The organism is Chthonomonas sp., from assembly GCF_035294165.1.
GTDB lineage: Bacteria > Armatimonadota > Chthonomonadetes > Chthonomonadales > Chthonomonadaceae > Chthonomonas.
In genome coordinates this window covers 1-18983 of the sequence record NZ_DATGLN010000032.1, presented here as the reverse complement: position 1 = coordinate 18983, position 18983 = coordinate 1, and the positions used below count along the sequence as shown (strand labels likewise).

Below are 18983 nucleotides of genomic sequence, written 5' to 3'. Positions count from 1 at the left end.
GGAGAGACCGGGATTCGAACCCGGGGTAGGGGCAATACGCCCCTACAACTGATTAGCAGTCAGCCGCTTTCGACCACTCAGCCATCTCTCCGTACGTGCTTTTATATTGTATCACAATCCACAGAAAATTGCAAACTCCGTCTTGGAGGCGCCTTCAACGTATTGAGCGTTAGATAGGAGGCGTTTGTGGCTATTTTGAATGTGCCGTCTTTTCCGCTTGTTTTGCATCCGCGTTCTTCCCCTGCCCCACGTTTTGGGCGGCTATGGCCGCTTGAAGCGCTTTGAGAAAATCGGGGTTGGACGCCAACGACTCCGCCAATGCCGTTATGTCCGGTGATTGGGTGCCATCGGCTCCGAGCTTTGTCAATGCGGGTTTCAGAAGCTGCCCCAGCTGTGCGGTGAGATGCGAAAGCCCATCGCTGCCGTCCTTTCCGCTGCCGTTGAGGAAACTCTCTATCATGGTACGCAGCCCGAAACCTTTCGCCATGTTATCGAGCATCACGGTGGCCGTCTCCGGCGTTCCGTAGAGGGTCATATGCCCGTTGGCTAAGAAGTTGGCCAATGCCTTAGCGAACTCGATCTGCACGTCACGCTCCGCCTGAATGGTAAGCTTCTGCACCTCAAGCCGAATACCGGCTTCGGCAAACTCCTGGCGGTTTTGAAGCTGCTGCCTCTCCACCTCTACCTTGGCCTGTTCCACGTTCACCTGCTCACGGGCTACATCTACCGACACCATCTGCAACGCGCGCTCGCCACGCGCGGCAAGCTCTCTGGCCTGTGCCTCGGCCTCGGCGAGCCTCTGTTTGGCCTCCGCCTGTTTCTGCGCCGCCTCCAGGTCTCCCTCGGCCTGCTTCACGCGCATATAGGCCTCTACGTCGGCGCTGGTTTGCGCCTTCAGGCGACCCTGCTCGATCTCCTGACGCGCTGCGATAAGCTTTTTGTTGGCCTCCCGTTCGGCCTCCGCCAATTGCACCACGGTGGCCACCTGTTGGTTGGCTTTCTCCTTCTCGGCAGCCGCACGCAGGGCCTCCTCTTCGGCGCGCGCCCGCTCGGCTTCTTTCTGTGCCAGCGCGATCTCCTTTTCCCGCTCGGCCAAGGCAATGCTCTTTTCCCGCGCCACGGTCGCCGCCTGCACCTGCTGATCACGCGCGATCTGGGCGGTCTGCACGGTTAACTCCTGCTCGGTGCGCGCCACCTCCACCGCCTTTTGGCGCGCGATCTCCTGCTCTTGCACCAACCGATCTTTTTCAATACGGGCTAGCTCTAAGGCCCTCTGTTGGGCGATCAACGCCTCTTGGGCCTCACGGTCTTTCTCCGCCTTGATTTTGGCTATTTCGGTGGCCTGAAGCGCCTCGGCCTCCGCCTGTTGCTTCTCCAGCTCCAGAATCTGCTGGCGCGTCTCCACGTCTTTTAATTTGCGCGCACGCTCGGCCTCGCGTTCAAGGTTATTCCGCTCAACGGCGGCGGCCGCCGTGATTTCGGTAATTTTGCGCTTGCCCTGCGCATCGAAAACGTTGTTATCGCTTAGCTCTGTTGGGTCGGTTTGGTCTAACTCCGAGATCGTCACCGATTCCAGCAGCAACCCGTTCGATTCCAGATCGAGGCGAACATGCTCCTTAACACGCTCGGCGAACTCATCGCGCTTGGTATGGATTTCAAACAGATCCATCTGCGAGGCGATCGCACGAAGAGCGGAGATCAGCTTTTCGCTCACCAACGCCTCCACCGCTTCCGCATCTACACTGTGCTGCCCGAGAGAGCGCGCCGCATTGAGAATGTGCTCCGTATCGGCCTGAACCCGAATGTAGAACTGCGCCATTACGTTAGCACGCAGGTTGTCGCGGGTTATAAGGGCATTTGGGCCTTTTGGATTGACCCCAAGCTTCATGGTCTGTAGGTTGATCTCCAACAGATTATGCAGGAAGGGGATCACGAGAATGCCGCCATCTAAAACCACCCGACTTCCCCCCATGCCGGTGCGAACAAAGGCGATATCGGCAGTTGTCCGGCGATAAAACGACATGGAGACCATCACCAGCCCCACGATCACGAGAACGACACCGCCAAAAATCAAAAGGATGCCCGTAGCCCCGTGAATGGGCAGACCAAAAGCAGACCCTATAGCCCCCACCAATCCGGTAAGTAGGCCGAGCAAGATGACAAGAAAGCCTATCATGTGCGTTATCCTTTCTATGCCGTTGTTCAAACCATGCCCAAAGAGGACAGGCTTGATTCTTGTTCACCGAGACCGGTTTCACGTGCGGCTCAAGCCCCACGCCAAAGCCTGCCTCTCTACAGGCGCCACTTCGATGTCTTCGTCATGGATAGGCCCGAGGCCTACCCTACTTCGTTTAAATATTCAGCCATAGGATAGTCCATTAGCGCGTATATATGTCAACAGTTGCCAATTCTTGGAACCGCGGCATGCCTACTCTTTTAGCGGGGCGGGGGCCTCCTCTACCAAAAGACAGCCGTCTGGGGCAATGTCGCTGATTAAAGCCGTTCTTCCTTTTGGGATAACCTCTCCGGCGCGTGCAACACGACACCGTTCGTCATGCAGGGTGCCGTAGGCATCGTAAACCTGAATTCTACCTTGCGTCTCTGTTGCAGTGAAGGCAATGGTTCCCGTTAAACCCAAAAGATGGTTGCGCGATACGTCCAGCGACTCCTCTTTAGGAATAAGGCGCACCAGCAAGGCCACACCGATCCGCATCCCAAGCAGCCCCCCTATAAGCGCAACAAGCAGCGGCAACACCATTTGAGAAAGAGAGGGATTTTCTATCGGTACAAGATAGTGACGTGCCCAAAGCCCAAAAAGCCCCCACATGAGACAAAAAAGCTCGAAGAGGAGAAGCGGTGAGGCGCTGCCTAACCCCGTTACACGCAAAAGCAGGGGAGAGACAAGCACGGCCGTTTCTTGAGATCGCCCTTGGCCATGATGCGAAGAGTGATGCGCTTGTGGATGAGGCCAATGCAGATGCTTCATCCCCATTAAGGCTCCGTGATGTGGGTGCCCTAGGCTGGTTGGAGCCATGGGGGTAGCCGTCCCTTGATGACCTATTGCATGGCTACCGACATCAGGCCCTGCCGCATGATGCCCCACGGCAGTGCCAACATCGTGAGCATGCCCAGACATTGCATGACCACCGGTATGATGCCCTCCATGATGCCCTAATCGCAGAGAAGCCAGCAAGAGCAGCAAAGCGGAAATCGAGAAGGGCAGTAGAAAGATGAGCGTTTGCCACTGCAATAAGGATGCGAGTCCCATATTCTTTGCCTCTAAAGAGCGTTTCTCTTAGATGGCTAATTCTTGAGAGTCTTACCCATTTCCTTCTATATTTTTGTTGACGAAGGAGATAACGAAGCGGCTTCATTTTTAGAGCCGCTATGCTGCTGTCCAGCCCCCATCAATAACAAAAACGGAACCGGTCACGAACTCCGATTCGTCGGAAGCAAGGTAGAGCGCCATCATGGCGATCTCCTCCGGGCGTCCCATGCGCCCAATAGGTTGACGCGCATGAAGTTGGGCACGTGTCTGTTCGATCTCCCCGGCATGAAAACGCTGTAGATAGCTCTCTACAAAAGGGGTTTCAACGGTGCCGGGGGCAATTGCATTCACACGAAGGCCCTTCTTGGCATAGTCCACGGCCATTTGGCGCGTCATGGCGATCACGGCGCCTTTGGTGGCACAATAGGCAAAGCGCCGTGGTATGCCTACCAGACCGGCCACCGAGGCGATGTTAATGATGTTCCCTTTACCTTGGCGCAGCATTAAAGGAGCCACATGCTTGCAACCGTGAAAGACACCCAACACATTCACATCCATCAGGCGCGAAAACTCCTCCTCCGGTGTCTCCTCCACGCTGCCCACAAACCCGATACCCGCGTTGTTCACCAGAATGTCGAGTTGTCCGAAGCGCTCGAATGTCTGGTCCAGGCCTGCTCGCACGCTCTGTGAACTCGTTACGTCCATCGGCAGGAAAAGCGCCTGTGTCCCTATGCGTTCTGCCACCCCCCGGCCGTTCGTCTCATCCCGATCGGCCACCACCACTCGTGCTCCCTGCTGCGCAAAGAGGAGGGCGATCTGCTCGCCAATGCCCGATCCGGCCCCTGTGACCACAGCTACCTTCTCATCGAGTCGAAACAAAGATGGTGGTCTCTCCCTTCTGATCCTCAATCGTTCGCCTCCATTCCCGTTCTAAAAAACGCCTCCCCGTTCTTCCTTCCCTCCATCTGAAGGGAAAGCGTGTTTTAGGGAACACAAAAACTCTAAGCTGTTGCCGACGACATCATGGCCTCCCACTGACGACGCCCCACCTCTTTAATGCGCGCATCGTCCCATTTTTCGAGGTAGGAGTAGTTGGGATACCACCCCGGTTTGAAGGGGTCGTTGCGGGCCGCGTTGTAACAGCAGAGAAAAGTCCACCGAGGGTGTGGGCTTCTATTAGCATCGGAGCGATGAAGCAGGTTACAATGGAAGAACACCCCATCCCCAGGGGCCAGCTCGCAATAGACAAGCTCAAGGCGCTGTAAGGCCGCCTCAACTCGCTCTCTATCTGCCCCTGTCTGGTCGCCAACCCGACCGTGATCGAGACGCCCCAAATGGTGGGAGCCTCGAATAACCTGCAGACAACCGTTCTCTTTAGTACAGGGGTCTACGGCGATCTGCACGCTGGCCATGTAGGGGAAAAGGCAGTTGTCGTTGTACCAATATCCATAGTCCTGATGCCACTCCCAGGCTCCTCCTTCAAATGGCTCTTTCATGGTCATCTTATGATGCCAGTGGTACACCTCACCGCCTAAAAGCCGCTCCATGGTGTCCACAATACGCCGCGAACGCGCAATAGCACCGTAGATGTCCTCACGCAAATCGGTATTCAAAAGAATTAAGGCTTTATTTCCTTCTGCATCTTGCCTCCCACTGCGCTTTTCCAAAATTTCTCGGTCGGCTTTGGCGATTTTACGCAGCAGTTCCGTCTCCTCGTGATCGAGGAGCTGGTGAACGATCAAGTAGCCATCTCTCTCGAATCGCGCCACATGGTCATCGTCAACACGGAAGTAGCTCATCGGACAGCACCTCCCCATGTTTTTTGTAGATTTCGCGTTCGGCTCGCTATATCCTGCTTCTGTTTTACCCTGAAAGCACCTATGGAGGCTATCAGCACCCCACTCTCGCAATGGAGGGCTGGTAAAATACTCTTGAGGAAAGCGCCAGGAGAAAAGAGGCAATGGATTATTCGGCCTTGCTAGAAACCGTTGGTCAACGGCTACGCGCCGATTTCGAGGCAAAAAACCAGGCCCGAGAGGAGACGTTGCGCCTATGTCGAGAGATCATCCAGTACACGTCGCGTGCCACTCGTGCTGTCCATCGAAAGGAGTTCGATGCCACAAAACAGTTTATTCAGGAGGCGCGTGAAAAGCTCTTTGCCGCGCATACCCTACTCAAGCCCTACCCCGATCTCTTCTATTCGGGCTACATCCACGATGCGCAGAAGGAGTATGTTGAGGCTGAAGCTATGCTCGCCATCGTGATGGAAACCCCGCTTCCCACCCCAGAAGCGCTTGGCGTAGAATCGGCGGCTTACCTTCACGGCCTCGCGGAAGCCGCCAGCGAGAGCCGTCGCTATCTTCTCGATAGCCTTCGCAGAGACCAGCTCGATGTTGCAAGCCGAGTGCTCGACTCGATGGAGGCCATCTACGATCTGCTGATCACCTTCGACTTTCCCGATGCACTCACGGAGGGGTTACGCCGCACCGTAGATAACCTTCGCGCCGTGCTTGAAAGAAGTCGCGCCGATCTCACACTCACTTTTACCCAAAATCGCCTTCGCACCTCCCTAGAGCAGGCCATGCAAAACGGGTTTGGAACACAAACAACGGAAACGTAGTCAAAGAAAGTGCGTGATCTCCTTTCTGAAGTGTTAGCCGTCTGGCAAGCCGCCTCCGTTGCCCTGGAACGTTTTTCGGAGGCGGCCTTTTTATTTTGCGCTTTGTTGACAGCGACAGTCGGTTTGTGTTATGATAAAGCTGTTGGTGATCTCTCCCTAAGTTTAGCATGAACGTTGTAAATTTTTGATGGCCATCCGGCCCCCCGCTCCCCCGCTGGCCCTTTGAACTGAAGGCTTAGCATGGACTTAAGAACACGCGAGGGCAGACGCGAACAGGGCAAACGCCTACAGCAGGCCGTGGAACGCGCGGGGCTAACGGTAGAGGAGTTGGCCAACCGCCTAGGTTGTTCGCGCGCGCTCATCTACCAATATGTGTCTGGCAGCACCTTAGCGCAACCCGATCGACTTCAACAGATCGCGGCCATCTGCAACGTGCCCCTCACCTACTTCTACGCCGATTCGCTGGAGGCTCTGGAAGAGAAGCCCGAACCGGCCCAAGAGCCTATCGCCACACGACTTGCTGAAAGCCTTCGAGCCTTGCAAGAGCTGGCCGCCGCACAGGCAGGCCCTCCTGACCAACGTGCCCTTGTGCTTACTTGCGAACGCATCGTCTCCCTCACCGATCAGCTTGGCGATAGAGCAGCCCAAGTGCGCGCCCAAGAGCAACTTGGCAACGCCCTCCTTGCCTGCGGCGAAAACCTTCGTGCCGCCGATGCCCTCACCCGCGCCATCGCCCTGGCCTCCGAACTCGGCGACACCCAAACCGAGCTGGCCGCCCGTCAGAGCCTAGGCAAGGCGCTTTGGGGTTTGGGACGCATCGAAGAGGCACGCGCGCAGTTTTCTATTGTGGCCAAAAGCGCCCTCCCCTCCGCACGCTGGCGCGGCCTGTTGGCCTTGGGCAGCCTTCATGAACAGTTCGGAGAGTTTGCAGAGGCCATGCGCCTTTTTGAGGAGGCAAACAGCGTTCTCGACAACCTGGACCAGGGCAACGGCCTTGAGGCACGCATAGGCCGCCTTTACGTAAATACCAACCAACGCAACGTCTACATGGCCTGTGGCGACTTCGCCAACGCCCGCGCCCTAGCCGAGACCTGCCTCTATGAAGCAGAACGTCTTGGAAATGCCGACCAACACCTAGAAGCGCGTTTCGACCTCGCTTGGATAGATTTTGCCACCGGCCGATGGAAGGAAGCCTATACCGGTTGGACGGCCACCCTGCAACTCGCCCGCTTTTTAGGCGACCAGCGGAGAGAGACCCTTTGTCGTGCCTGGCTCGGCATCTTCTTTGCAGCGGCTGGCGACTTTAATACGGCCATTCAACACGGCAAAGACGCCTTGGCCCAGGCGCTTTCGCGAGGCGACCGACAAGCGGAACTCTATGCCCAGCTGGCCCTCACCGACGCCTACACAGGGCTTTCAGGGCGACTTCCGGAGGCGCGCTATCACGTCGCACAAGCCCACGCCGTTGCCGCCTCGGTGCGCTATGCCGGTTCGAGCATCGAGTGTCAACTTCGCTCCACACGCATTTACCTCGCCGAAGGACAAGCGGGTGCTGCCAGAGAGGCTGCCCAGCAAGCTTTGAACGACGCCGCCAAACTCGGCGCACGCCATCTCGAAGCTTTGGCACTTGTCCGCTTGGCAGAGGCCCTGCGCCTGCAAAGCAAAGACCCGCAGACACTGCGCCAGGCGCAAGAACATGTTGAACGCTCCCTTGCCCTAGCCCAAGAGACCGGCTTCCTAGAGGCGATGTGGCGGGCACACCATCTCCTCGCTCTCCTTGGCCTCGATCGTGCGGCACCCAACCTGCAGGAGGTCGAAGAGCACTGGAATCAAGCCATCCGCCTGCTCAACCAGTTGCGTAGCGCCCTTCAAGAGGCTCAACTACCCGATACCCTTCTCGAAAATGAGGACTGCCTGGCCGTGTATGCCGGCTATGCCAACCTGCTACTCAGTCAAAATCGCCGTCAGGAACGAGAAGCCTTCTTGGAACAGACGAGTTGGCCTCCGCTGTTGGATCGTTTAGAGCACTAGAAGGATTTGGACGATGCCCACCGCCGGTATCCAACAAAACAGGATGCGGAAACACAGCAAGCTGCTATTGGCGCTCATTTGGAGTGGGATCGCCTTTTTGCTCGACGGCTGCGGCGGAGGCATCAGCTCGTTTACCGGCGGCGGCATTCCACCGGGGCGCAGCGCCGTACTTGGCCAGGTGATCCAGGCGGCCAATCCCACAGCCCCTGTTCCCGGCGCCACGGTCACCATTACCACATCAACACCCAACGGGCAGTTTCTCTCTTATCGGGTCTATACCGATTCGAGTGGGCAGTTCTCTATCAACGGCATTCCTACCGGCAGCGTGGAAAGCCCGGTAACTATCCAGGTACAGCCCAACGATATGTCGCTACAAAGCCAGCACGTCTCCTTCTTACTGGCCAACAATCGCCCCACCCAAGTTGTCATCGCCCTGCTACCGGCCAACTTTAATGCGGCCAATGTGGCCAAAATCACGATAACCCAGGTGTCGAATCCATCCGGGAATGCCCCCCTCTACAAAGCCCAGGTCTACGATGCCCAAGGCAACCTCCTCGCCATCTTTCCTACGCTTATTGTAGATGGAGGGGTCGCTGCAGTTAACACAAACGGAACCTTCACCGTGGCCGGCGCTGCCGCCAACATCACGCCACAATCCATCACGGCCACGGTGCCCTCCGATAACATACCGAACCCGCCCACAACCACTTTGCCGCTCTCCAACGGAGGCAAGCCCACTCCCGATCCCAACCCGATCCCGGCAACCTCCTCAGGCCCCTAGAAAAGGGCCGACATCCTCTTTGTCGTTCTTCACCTGATGTGAGACGCGGAGAGCGGGCGCGCTTTTGCCGAAGCGACTCGGTTCGTTGCCACCTCCAGCCGCAGATAGTCGTAAAGCACGCCTTGGGGCCAATCGCGGGCTTCCAGCTTCAGCTGGATCACGTTCTGACCGGCATGCAAGAGAGAGGCGTCGAATGCAACATCGCGCTCGCACCAGTAGCCCTGAATTCCATCCCGATGCATCACCCCCGAATTAGGAAGCGGCCCGGTATCACCCACGACTTTGCCGTTGACAAGCACGGTGATATGCGTTCCCTGGCGACTGCCGCAAAAAGCCAGCCGGAGGTAGGCTTTTCCTTCGAGCGCCTTCGGCAGCGTAAAAATGATTGACCATACGCTGTTGCCTACATGCCAAACAGTGCCCCACTCCGGGTCGCCGTAGATGATGGGAGGCTGGCAGTAGTTCCAATCGCGATGCCAATCGCTTTTCCCTATAACGTACTGAACTCCATGAGGAAACTCTTTAGGGTAGAGATAGTACAACCCCCACTGCCAGTAGTGGTCGCCGTGGTGAAACTCTTGCGCCGTTCGGTCTGGCACTCCTATCTCCCAGAGCGGTTGCCCGTAGTACTTCGGCACCCATACCCATCTCCCCAAATGGAGCGTCTCTCCTGCCCCGATAGAGATGTCCGTTTTCTCAAACTCTCCGAGCACGCCGGTTGCGAATGCGTGGAGGGTATAGCGGCCTGGCCTAACGTTTGGTATATGGAAGGAGCCGTTGGGGCTTGCCTGAACCCAAAACTGATAGTGGGCCGCATCCCGTTGCCAATCTACCATCGGAGGAAAACCGGACGGCTGATGCGCCGGATAGTCCGGCGCGGTTAGCCCAACCCACATGTTCTGAACTTGTAGATGGGGGTGGTAGGGATCGCGCACCACGATCTGGCCGTCAGCAGCGCCGCGCTGTGAGGCCGAAGGATAGTTTGGATCGTCCACCCAACGGTAGGGCCATTTCGCCTTTTCTAATGCTGCACGATGCAGGGCATCGCGCCACATAGCTTGTGGGGTCGAACCGCTATTTACATACAACACAAACGGCCCCACAAACTTCGTCCAAGCCTCTCCTTTGTCTATGGCGAGCCAACTTCCACCGTAGTGGCTGCTAAGCCACATGTTCAACAGCACCGTGTCTACATGGCCGGTCAGCTCCGGCCGTGTTGGCCCCCCACTAAGATATTCGAAGCTCGGGTTGATCATCCAAAAGCCCACACTATCGTGCGTGCTTGCCCATCCATAAGCCGGCGTTTGGTAGAGCACGGCGGCATAATCGTACTTATGTTCCACCTCGCCTGCTCGCACACCGGTTGTTAGGCGCCGCGCCTCCTTCAGGTTCAATTGAATGCCGTGATCCCAATCGTAACCGGTAGCCATCTGCTGCTGGCGCCGGGCATCTACCACCAAAAAGTCGAAAACGGCCGGGTTTAGCTTAAGACACATTCTCGCCTCGCCAACCGAAAAGAATGGGTAGCTTGCCGGATGATGCCACAGAGCACTTGCGTACAGCCAGGAGTCCCCTCGAAATAGGGTATAGCGCCACTCCACGTCAGCCGGCAACTGATCGGATGGGTTTTGTGGGTCGTAGAGGGCGCGTACGGCCACCTCCACCTCGGCACCGCGTGAGGCAGCAGGGCTTACACGTACCAAGGCCATGCGTTTCGCCCCAAAATGGCGGGTGCTTCCCACCTGCGACCAATAGCCTTGTCCACGGCTCATCAGCTCCAGGCCTTTATACTTCCAAGAGGCGATGTTGCCGCTGTATTTGTCGATCTGCACCGTAAGAATGCCGTTAGAGAGTACGAACGAGCGAGGCGTTTCGGCAAGGGTAACCGGTGGGGCTTGCCGAGCTAATGCGGGATGTATCGGCCACCCCATCAGGGCCACCATCGTCCCCGCTTGCGCGGTTCGCCGAAGTCTTCGCAGAGAACATAGAAAAAACATACCGACATTATCCTTCCTGAAAAGTATCTTTTCCCTTCTCTAAAGACGAGCTTCTCGTCTAGGAGTTCTAGTTTAATTGCTGTTCTCTTTCAAACACACTCACTCCTTTCCTAAAACAGCCAATGACGAAACAGAACAAGCCAAAGATTTGACAAGTGACAGCAGATTTGTTATAATGTTATCGTGTGCGGTTTACCGTGTGTGTTTTGGAAAAGGAAGCTTAGAAATGCGAAAAACGATTCGTGACATTGCAAAAGAGCTGAACCTATCGCATACAACCGTCTCACGTGTGCTGAATAACCGGACGGATTTCATATCCGAACGCACCCGACAACGCGTACTAAAAGCCATAAAAACAGCAGGCTATCAACCGAATTTGGCTGCTCGGGCGTTGGTAACAGGGCGCACAAACCTTATTGCTTTTTGGAGTAGGTATCTACATACACCGTTCCAAGTAAGAGTGGTTCAGGCGCTCTTTACCCAGCTTAAGGCCGACAACTATGAACTGCTCATTCGTAGTGTTCCGGAGGATACGGATAGCGAACTCAGTCCTCCCCGTTTAGAGTTTCCTACCGATGGGGTGATCGCATTTGAAACTGCCTATCCTCTTCTGTGGAGAACACATGAAACGACCCCCTACCCTCCCGTTGTTAGTTTGGGAGCCTACTATTGTGAGAAGACAGACCACGTTGGAATCGATCTCTTTTATGGAGCCTCTTTAGCCCTGAACCATCTCTACGAAGCAGGGTGTCGCCGTATCGCTTATCTGCTCGACCAAGCCAGCAATCGCCCGGGAGATGCGCGGCTAGAGGCTTATCTCACTTTCTGTCGAGAAAGTGGCCTTCAAGCAGAGCAGATCGTTGCTCCGCTACAAACACGGAGTAGTGCTCGTGAAACCCTTAAACACTACATTGAAACATGGGGTGCGCCTACAGGCCTCTTCTGTATTAATGATGAGATGGCAATAGGGGCATATCGAGCACTACTCGATCTCAAACTAAACGTCCCTGATGATGTAGCCCTCGTAGGCTGCGATGGTATCGAGGACACAGAGTATCTCGAACGTCCATTATCCACCATTGTTCAGCCCATCGAAGAGATGTGCCTCATCGGCTGGCAGTTTCTCCGAAACAGAATACAAAATCCAGATTCGCCCCCTCAACAGCTTGTTCTACGCCCTCAACTTGTTGTGAGAGAATCATCGGTGAGGAGGTGATGCACATTTTCACTTTGTCTCCCTAGCTTTCTCAACTTCTAACTTCTTTAAAAATTCAATTCTTAAGGAGGTAATGATATGAGTTCACGTCAATCGCGTGGTTTTACACTAATCGAGCTGCTTGTAGTTATCGCTATTATAGCGATACTTGCAGCTATCCTGTTTCCTGTCTTTGCTCAGGCGCGTACCAAAGCGCGTCAGGCAAGTGATATGAGTAATCTGAAGCAGATCGGCCTCGCCCTCCTTATGTATTCCCAAGATTACGACGAGCACCTTTTGGGGATCGGCCTGCCCTACAATGATCCACGATGTAGCCCAGGCCCATGGGTCTACTGGCCGGCACTGCTTCAACCCTATGCTAAAAACACCCAAATATTCCTTTCACCCCAATTTCAAGTCGCCTACAATGCCAACGCTCCATGGGTTTGCAAACAACTTAACATTAACCTTAGCCCAGATGGAAACACCCTCTATTTCAGCTATATGCTTAATGGGGTATCCAACTGGTACTTCACTCCGTGGCTAGATAACAACCCTAATGCGCACTATGGCATCGTATGGTGGATGAATCCGAGCGATGCCCTGCTGGCTGTACCATCAGACACTATCTATGTCATCAACGGACATTGCCCCGATTCATGGCAGGATGGACATTTAGACTATCCTCTCTACCGCAAGCTAAATACATGGACATGCACCGGTACCGACTGGAGTTCCAGAGACCCCAATATTCAGGGTTTCTTTAACTCTCGCGAAAACGTGCTCTTCACCGATGGGCACGTTAGCACCCGACAGTGGGGGTCAACTTATCCTAGTGAATGGACGGTACAAGACGACGCCTCCGTTGATCCATTCCGCCCCCATTAGAACCTACTTAGACGTTGTAGGGGGATGAAATACACCATCCCCCTACAATTCGCTAGAAAAGAGAAAGGTGATAGAGCCATGATGAAAAAAGAGATATCCCCACTCTGGGTTGCGGTTGCAATCGTGGTTGTGGTTATCATCGTAGGTACTTACTTCGCAGTGCACTTATTTAGTGGACCCAAAATCATCAGCGGTACCCCACCACCCAACGTGCATATGGGGCCACCACCCACCCCACCCGGATTTCAATTAAATGAGGGTCAAAATTCAAAACCTCCCACACGATAAGCACATTACCACAAGTACATAACATCAGAAACCGAGAGGGCACCTTCTGCTCTCTCGGTTGAATTACTCATTAATACCTACGTCACCTATACTTCACTCCCCCCTAATCCCTTGCGCCTGCCCCTATTGTCTCTCCTTGCTTATCGCAAATTAACGATGAGGTTGGAGACTAGTTCGGACTAGATCGCTTAACGGGGCAAAACGGGAGCGTAGACAGAGAGGGATAATGGGGGAAAGGGGATGTATGTAGCTAATTTTCATGCGGTTGTGGGAAAAAGCTGTTAGGTGGAAGTGCAGGTTGTCGCTTCTCCCACCTCCTCGTTTGATCACGCTATTTAGCACGTTTTTGAACTATTTTGTGGATCGGGTGATAGATGGGAGACAGCAAAGGAAACGAAAGAAGAAACAAGAGAACGGCGAAGCAGACAAGAAGAGATGGGCGAGTTGGGAAACGCAGGGAGCGGTGGGGCGGTAAGGAGGAGTACTGCCGAAATCCCCCGCTCTCTTCGTCTTCTACGCGGACTTGAATACCGAAGTCATCGAACCTTATTCATATCCACCCCACCGATGATGACCAACTGCTTCAACAGTTCCTTGAACAGGAAATCCGCGCCAAAAATCGTATTCTCTTACCATACGGCATACTCGGTTATAACGCCTATACCGAGTATGGTACTCGTTTCCTCTATACGATTGATCGGACGGATTTCCCCGAATATGTGCGCTTTATCTATCACTTAAGGAGGAAATTACACCTATGACGAATGCAATTGCTGTTCATTTCCCAAAAGGGAAGGGAGATATGTCTCTTCCTTCCGTAGAGAACCCGCTCGTAGCTTTTCTTCAATCCCAGAAACTGCTCGTGTGGGAAAATGGAACCGTCGCTCGCATCCGTAAAGGGAACATCGTGCCTGTCTCTAAACCGTTCCCCCTTCACGTCCAACTGGAACTTTTCATCGAAGCGACGCATCCCGATTCGCGTCCCGAAGAGCAGCTCCCCTGTCCACCAGCAAAACCACGACTCCAAGGGGAACTGTCTTTGATACCTTACCTCCAAAACTTCTTTCACAACTTCCCGCATGAGCCTTTCTATAACACAATCCGTCCGCTTGATTTTAGTCTTAACCTGAAGGAAGTCGTGGGACACTCTATTCCCTTAGGGAGATACCCCGTCTTCTCTCGATTCAATGACCCCGATTTCCACGAAATCCTGCTTCGATACCAACCCGATAATGGCTTCGTCTTCCGCGTCCGTCAACAGGTCAACGCTACGAGAACAAAGTTCGCCATCCTCGACTGGCAAGACGAAAAACTGCTTCCTAACTACACCGAGGATACGCTCATCCTCTGGAAATGTGTCCGTCCCGATGAAAATAAACCTAATACCTATACCGGCGTGCAAGGCGCCCCTTATTCCCTCTTTAAAACCTATCTCTTCCCAGACGCCCAAGCCTGCGCCGGTCCCTACGGAGCCGTGAAAAGCTACTTTAAACACGGACTCGAAACCCTTATGGCCATCGCCGTCTATAAGGATTCGCTCGCCTATGATTTTAACGGTGTCTTCTGGGTTCCTAAAGGCTTCCCCGTAGCCATCTATAACGTCGCCGTCCAACCCGATGACCCCGATGAAATCCAACTCTCTCTCAAAGAGGGATTCGACGCCCTCCCGCTTCTCTATCACTGAAAACCTTAAATCAAAACCAAAGGAGATAACTTGTATGAAAACGTATCACTTTAAACCAACTCTTCAAACTATCCTTCATCCCGCTTCTCTCCCTCGCGGGTCTCCCCTTTATCCCCAATCCCAACCCCTAATCCCTCGCAAAGCTACCGGATTTTGGTCGAAAAACCGAGTTTTCCCCATAAAGACCCTCAATGAGAGGGCCGCTTGGGCCGAAAATTTCGCCGAAGTGAGCACAATGAACCCTGCTTGTCTAAAACTAACATCCGAACAGCTTGATGCCATCCGCGAGATCGCCAATATCGGAACGGGTCACGCTGCAACGGCACTTGCGGCGCTCACCGACTGGCGCATCGGCATGCATGTGCCGCGTGTGGATATCGTGCCGCTTTCCCATTTCATCGAGATCATCTGCGGGCCGGAGACCAAGGCCATCGGCATCTATTTGGCCGTAGAAGGCGATGCCCCCGGGCACGTCGCCTTTCTTATGTCGCAAGAAGGGGCCCAGCGCATGGCCGATAGGCTCTTAGGGCTACCGCCTGGCACCACAAAGGGGTTAGGAGAGCTAGAGTGCTCCGCCCTGATGGAACTGGGCAACATCATCGTCTCCTCGTTCCTTGTTGCCATCGGCGAACTTACCGGCCTAACCTTGTTCACCACCCCACCGGCACTCGCCTGTGATGCCACCGCCAGCATCCTCGCCAGCCTTGCGTCTATGCTGGCAGCGACAGGAACTCTGCAGAAGGATGCGCTTACCATCGTCACCAATTTGGAACAGGGTGAGAGCGATCTTGAAGGCTTCTTTTTGTATGTTCCGGAATCGCAAAGCTTGTCCACCTTTTTGAACGCCCTCTATGGAGAGCGACCCATTGACTGAGAAGATAACGGTAGGAATGGCCGAGGTCAAAATATGCCGCTCAGAAAACTCCATCTTGATCGCTTTGGGCTTAGGCAGCTGTGTCGGCGTCTGCATCTACGACCCCGTCTTGTCTTTGGCCGGCATGGCCCATGTGGTTTTACCGAACCGCACAAATCTGGAGGAGGACGACCCACGTTACGCCGACATCGCAGTTCCTCAGCTCGTTGAGCGGCTGCAGAAGGAAGGCGCCCTTCGCACCCGAATGCGGGTGGCATTGGCCGGCGGTGGGCAGATTTTTAAAGGGTTTGGCACCATTAGCAAACTCGACATCGGGCCGCGCAATGTAGAGGCCGTGCAGCATCAGATAGCCCGATTTGGACTGCCCATCGTGGCAGCCGATTTAGGGGGAAATGTGGGTCGGACGCTTCTGTTCTATGGCGATGGGCGCGTCTATGTACGTCTCCCAGGGCAAGAGGAGCGGTTGCTTGCCGCCCTCGGAGCTTCTGAGACAGCATCACCGTGGAAATCTATAAACCCGTCATCGTTGGCAAAGGCGGCGTAAAAAGGAGGCCATGAAATGGCACTTGCAAAGACTTATCTACAAGAAAACGAAGAGACGGATGCGCGTTGCTTGGAAACTGCGGACTATCGCCAGTTTAAAGCGCGCATCCTTCGGAAAACCGGTATTGACCTGAACCTCTACCGGCAGCAACAGATGCACCGTAGGCTTTGGGGCCTGGTGGAGCGCGCCGGCAAGAAGAGCTTTATGGAATACTATGCGCTGCTTGAACAAGACCCGCAAGAGTACGCTCTGTTTCTTGACCGACTGACCATCAACGTATCGGAGCTCTTTAGAAACCCGGAGAAATGGCAAGAGCTACGCACCCACATCTTGCCCGAACTTCTAGCGAAGGGTGGCCCTCTGCGCGTGTGGAGCGCCGGCTGCTCCTACGGGGCCGAACCCTACTCGTTGGCCATTCTGCTGGATCAAATCGCGCCAGAAAGGCCTCACACGATACTTGCAACCGACCTAGACCGCACCATTTTAAAGAAGGCGCAGCAAGGCCTGTTTACACGCGCCGATGTGCGCCATGTGGAACCACATCTTCTGCAGCGCTATTTCGAGGGCACACCCAACGCCGGCCTTCCGGCCGATGCGGATGCCTGCTACACCCTATGCCCTCGAATTCGCAAGCGGGTCACATTTCGCGCTCATAACCTTCTCTGCGACCCATTTGAAAAAGATTTCGACCTCATCTGCTGTCGAAACGTGGTGATCTACTTCACCGAAGAGGCCAAAGAGACGCTTTACCAACGCTTCTACAACGCCCTCAAGCCCGGTGGATACCTTTTTGTAGGAGGATCGGAACGAATTTTTCGCTATCGCGAGATCGGTTTCGATTCCCCACTGCCTTTCTTTTATCGAAAACGCGGGGAGACCTCCAACACCCCCCTCAAACGAACCTAAAGCAAGTTAAGGAGATAGGAATACAGATGGCTAAGAAGATATTGATTGCTGACGATGCGCTTTTCATGCGCGTTACCTTGAAAAACATCTTGGAAAAAAACGGCTACCAGGTCGTTGGCGAGGCCTCGAATGGGCTGGAGTCGCTGGAACTTTACCAGAAAACCAAACCCGACCTCGTGACCATGGATATTACCATGCCCGAGATGGATGGTATAACCGCCGTTCGCGAACTCAAGAAGATAGACCCTCAGGCCAATATCATTATGTGCACGGCCATGGGCCAGAAGCAGATGGTGCTTGAAGCGGTTTCGGCCGGTGCGAAAGACTTTATTGTCAAGCCGTTCCAGCCCGATAAGGTGCTTGAGGCCGTACAAAAGATCATCGGTGCCTAAAAACCCGAAAAGTCAACTACACCAAACGGAGACATAACAGACCATGAAAGTTCAATATATCAACCCATTTATATCGGCGGCCTTCCAAGTGCTGGAGATGGTGCTAGGCAGCAAACCCGCGAAAGGCACGCTCTCCATGCGCCCCTCCATCTTCACAAGCCAACAGTGCAACATCATCACCGGCGTTACCGGCAAGGTAGAGGGGCAGGTGATCTACGGTATGAGCCTCATCACGGCAGACAAGATCGCATCGCATATGCTCGGCCAACCGGTAAGGACGTTCGACCAACTTGCGGCAAGCGCCATCGCCGAGCTAGGCAACATGGTTACCGGCAATGCCGCTACCCTCCTGGCCGAAGCCGGCTTTCCGTGCAACATCACCCCCCCCACCATCGTGCGCGGCACGAATGTGAAGATGACCACCCTCGATATCCCCGCCCTTGTGGTGCCCCTCTGCACCGATTTCGGCGAGATCGAGATCACCGTAAGCCTACAAGAAAGCTAGCCTCGCCGCCTTCCTGGCGGGTGCCTACCGACGAGGAAAGGCTCCAAGACGAGCCTTTCCTCGTTTCCGCTTAGCGCACCGCCTCGAGGCGGAGATGCGCCGAACGCAGCCCCTCAGAGGTCGCCTCTACCGCAATGGCTCCAGGACGTTCGCCGGCACGCACCACCAATAGACAGAGACCGTTGAACGCACGACGGTAGTTGGCCTGGTCCGGCTCGTGGTCGCTTGGGTCGCCGTTCCCCACTCCGGCGATGCTGCCGGCGCCGCGCACACGAAAATGAACCAGATTATCGGCGGTAGGAACCACACGCCCCTGAGCATCCACAATCGCTACCTCCACCATACCTACCTCCTCACCGTCCGCTTTTATGGTGGGTGTGGAGGTGGTAAGACGAATGGCCGCAGGTGGCCCGGTGGTCTCTACGCGATCCGTAGCAACGACCCGGCCATCCCTATAGCCTTTCGCCTCCAGAACACCCGGTGTATACGGCACATGCCACTCCACATGCCAGTATTTGGGCATCTCTTTTCTGCCTAAGCTCTTCCCGTTTAAGAACAGTTCCACCGAATCGCAGTTGCTGTAGCACCACACGTCTATGGGCTGGCCCTCTTTACCCTGCCAGTTCCAGTGTGGAAACAGGTGAACAAGCGGGTGCTCCTGATCCCACCATGCCTTATAGTAGTAGTAGTCGTCTTTGGGAAAGCCACATAGGTCCATTAGGCCGAAATGGGAGTTGACACAAGGCCAGGCGTACGGCGAGGGTTCGCCTTTGTAGTCGAACCCTGTCCACACGAACCCACCGGCAACAAAAGGATGGGTGACCACGCTTTTCCAGGTGCCCTCGACGTTGTTATAGGCGCTCACGTAGCCCTTTTCGGGATCGTTTGCGTAGATGCCTCTATCGCTTACATCGCTGCCGATCTCGCTGCCGATGATGGGGAAATCGGGATGCGACTCGTGAAAAGAGTCGTACACCCCATACGAGTAGTTGATGCCCTGCACATCCAGC

At 54.8% G+C, this 18983-nt stretch carries 18 protein-coding genes and 1 tRNA gene; 12 read left to right on the top strand and 7 right to left on the bottom strand.

Annotation, left to right across the window (positions count from 1 at the left end; all coding sequences use genetic code 11):
* From VKV29_RS01150 to VKV29_RS01130, 5 genes are all read right to left on the bottom strand, one after another.
* Positions 1-91, bottom strand: a tRNA-Ser gene (locus VKV29_RS01150).
* Positions 92-190: 99 nt separating this feature from the next.
* Positions 191-2176: an SPFH domain-containing protein gene (locus tag VKV29_RS01145; protein WP_324199456.1), complete on the bottom strand. Its 1986-nt coding sequence runs from the start codon at positions 2174-2176 to the stop codon at positions 191-193.
* Between the two features lie 252 nt (positions 2177-2428).
* Entirely contained in the window at positions 2429-3268 is an 840-nt protein-coding gene (locus VKV29_RS01140) for a hypothetical protein (protein WP_324199455.1), read from the bottom strand.
* A gap of 117 nt (positions 3269-3385) precedes the next feature.
* On the bottom strand, positions 3386-4147 hold the full coding sequence (locus VKV29_RS01135; protein WP_324199454.1) for an SDR family oxidoreductase: 762 nt from the start codon (positions 4145-4147) through the stop codon (positions 3386-3388).
* 122 nt (positions 4148-4269) lie between these two features.
* Positions 4270-5067 (bottom strand): phytanoyl-CoA dioxygenase family protein, encoded by a 798-nt coding sequence (locus tag VKV29_RS01130; RefSeq protein ID WP_324199453.1) that lies wholly within the window; start codon positions 5065-5067, stop codon positions 4270-4272.
* A gap of 161 nt (positions 5068-5228) precedes the next feature.
* On the opposite strand from VKV29_RS01130, the gene VKV29_RS01125 reads away from it, so the two are divergent.
* The 3 genes from VKV29_RS01125 (at position 5229) to VKV29_RS01115 (ending at position 8700) form a co-directional block, all read left to right on the top strand.
* Positions 5229-5888 carry a hypothetical protein gene (locus VKV29_RS01125; RefSeq protein WP_324199452.1) on the top strand — a complete coding sequence of 220 codons (660 nt, stop codon included), beginning with the start codon at positions 5229-5231 and terminating at the stop codon, positions 5886-5888.
* Positions 5889-6128: 240 nt separating this feature from the next.
* Entirely contained in the window at positions 6129-7919 is a 1791-nt protein-coding gene (locus tag VKV29_RS01120; protein WP_324199451.1) for a helix-turn-helix transcriptional regulator, read from the top strand.
* A 13-nt stretch (positions 7920-7932) separates the two neighbouring features.
* Complete coding sequence (locus VKV29_RS01115) at positions 7933-8700, top strand: MSCRAMM family protein (RefSeq protein WP_324199450.1); 768 nt, start codon at positions 7933-7935, stop codon at positions 8698-8700.
* Between the two features lie 29 nt (positions 8701-8729).
* Here VKV29_RS01115 and VKV29_RS01110 read toward each other — a convergent pair whose 3' ends face one another.
* On the bottom strand, positions 8730-10697 hold the full coding sequence (locus VKV29_RS01110; protein ID WP_324199449.1) for a polysaccharide lyase family protein: 1968 nt from the start codon (positions 10695-10697) through the stop codon (positions 8730-8732).
* Positions 10698-10923: 226 nt separating this feature from the next.
* Between VKV29_RS01110 and VKV29_RS01105 the strand changes: the two genes are divergently transcribed.
* The 9 genes from VKV29_RS01105 to VKV29_RS01065 all read left to right on the top strand — a co-directional run bounded on the left by VKV29_RS01105 (position 10924) and on the right by VKV29_RS01065 (position 17973).
* The gene (locus VKV29_RS01105) at positions 10924-11913 is read left to right on the top strand and encodes a LacI family DNA-binding transcriptional regulator (RefSeq protein WP_324199448.1); all 990 of its coding nucleotides are present in this window, start codon (positions 10924-10926) and stop codon (positions 11911-11913) included.
* A gap of 78 nt (positions 11914-11991) precedes the next feature.
* A complete protein-coding gene (locus tag VKV29_RS01100) occupies positions 11992-12780 on the top strand; it encodes a type II secretion system protein (protein WP_324199447.1) in 789 nt (262 codons plus the stop codon).
* A 78-nt stretch (positions 12781-12858) separates the two neighbouring features.
* Positions 12859-13068 carry a hypothetical protein gene (locus VKV29_RS01095; RefSeq protein WP_324199446.1) on the top strand — a complete coding sequence of 70 codons (210 nt, stop codon included), beginning with the start codon at positions 12859-12861 and terminating at the stop codon, positions 13066-13068.
* Positions 13069-13825: 757 nt separating this feature from the next.
* Positions 13826-14752: a hypothetical protein gene (locus VKV29_RS01090; RefSeq protein ID WP_324199445.1), complete on the top strand. Its 927-nt coding sequence runs from the start codon at positions 13826-13828 to the stop codon at positions 14750-14752.
* Positions 14753-14987: 235 nt separating this feature from the next.
* The gene (locus tag VKV29_RS01085; RefSeq protein ID WP_324199444.1) at positions 14988-15626 is read left to right on the top strand and encodes a chemotaxis protein CheC; all 639 of its coding nucleotides are present in this window, start codon (positions 14988-14990) and stop codon (positions 15624-15626) included.
* Entirely contained in the window at positions 15619-16170 is a 552-nt protein-coding gene (locus VKV29_RS01080; RefSeq protein ID WP_324199443.1) for a chemotaxis protein CheD, read from the top strand. Before VKV29_RS01085 ends, VKV29_RS01080 begins: the two co-directional genes overlap by 8 nt.
* 15 nt (positions 16171-16185) lie before the next feature.
* Positions 16186-17076 carry a protein-glutamate O-methyltransferase CheR gene (locus VKV29_RS01075; protein ID WP_324199442.1) on the top strand — a complete coding sequence of 297 codons (891 nt, stop codon included), beginning with the start codon at positions 16186-16188 and terminating at the stop codon, positions 17074-17076.
* A 26-nt stretch (positions 17077-17102) separates the two neighbouring features.
* Positions 17103-17468 carry a response regulator gene (locus VKV29_RS01070; protein WP_324199441.1) on the top strand — a complete coding sequence of 122 codons (366 nt, stop codon included), beginning with the start codon at positions 17103-17105 and terminating at the stop codon, positions 17466-17468.
* A gap of 43 nt (positions 17469-17511) precedes the next feature.
* Positions 17512-17973, top strand: coding sequence for a chemotaxis protein CheX (locus VKV29_RS01065; protein ID WP_016483865.1), 462 nt, complete (start codon positions 17512-17514; stop codon positions 17971-17973).
* A gap of 70 nt (positions 17974-18043) precedes the next feature.
* Here VKV29_RS01065 and VKV29_RS01060 read toward each other — a convergent pair.
* Positions 18044-18983 (bottom strand): DUF4982 domain-containing protein (locus VKV29_RS01060; RefSeq protein WP_324199440.1); only part of this gene is annotated, 940 nt, incomplete at its 5' end.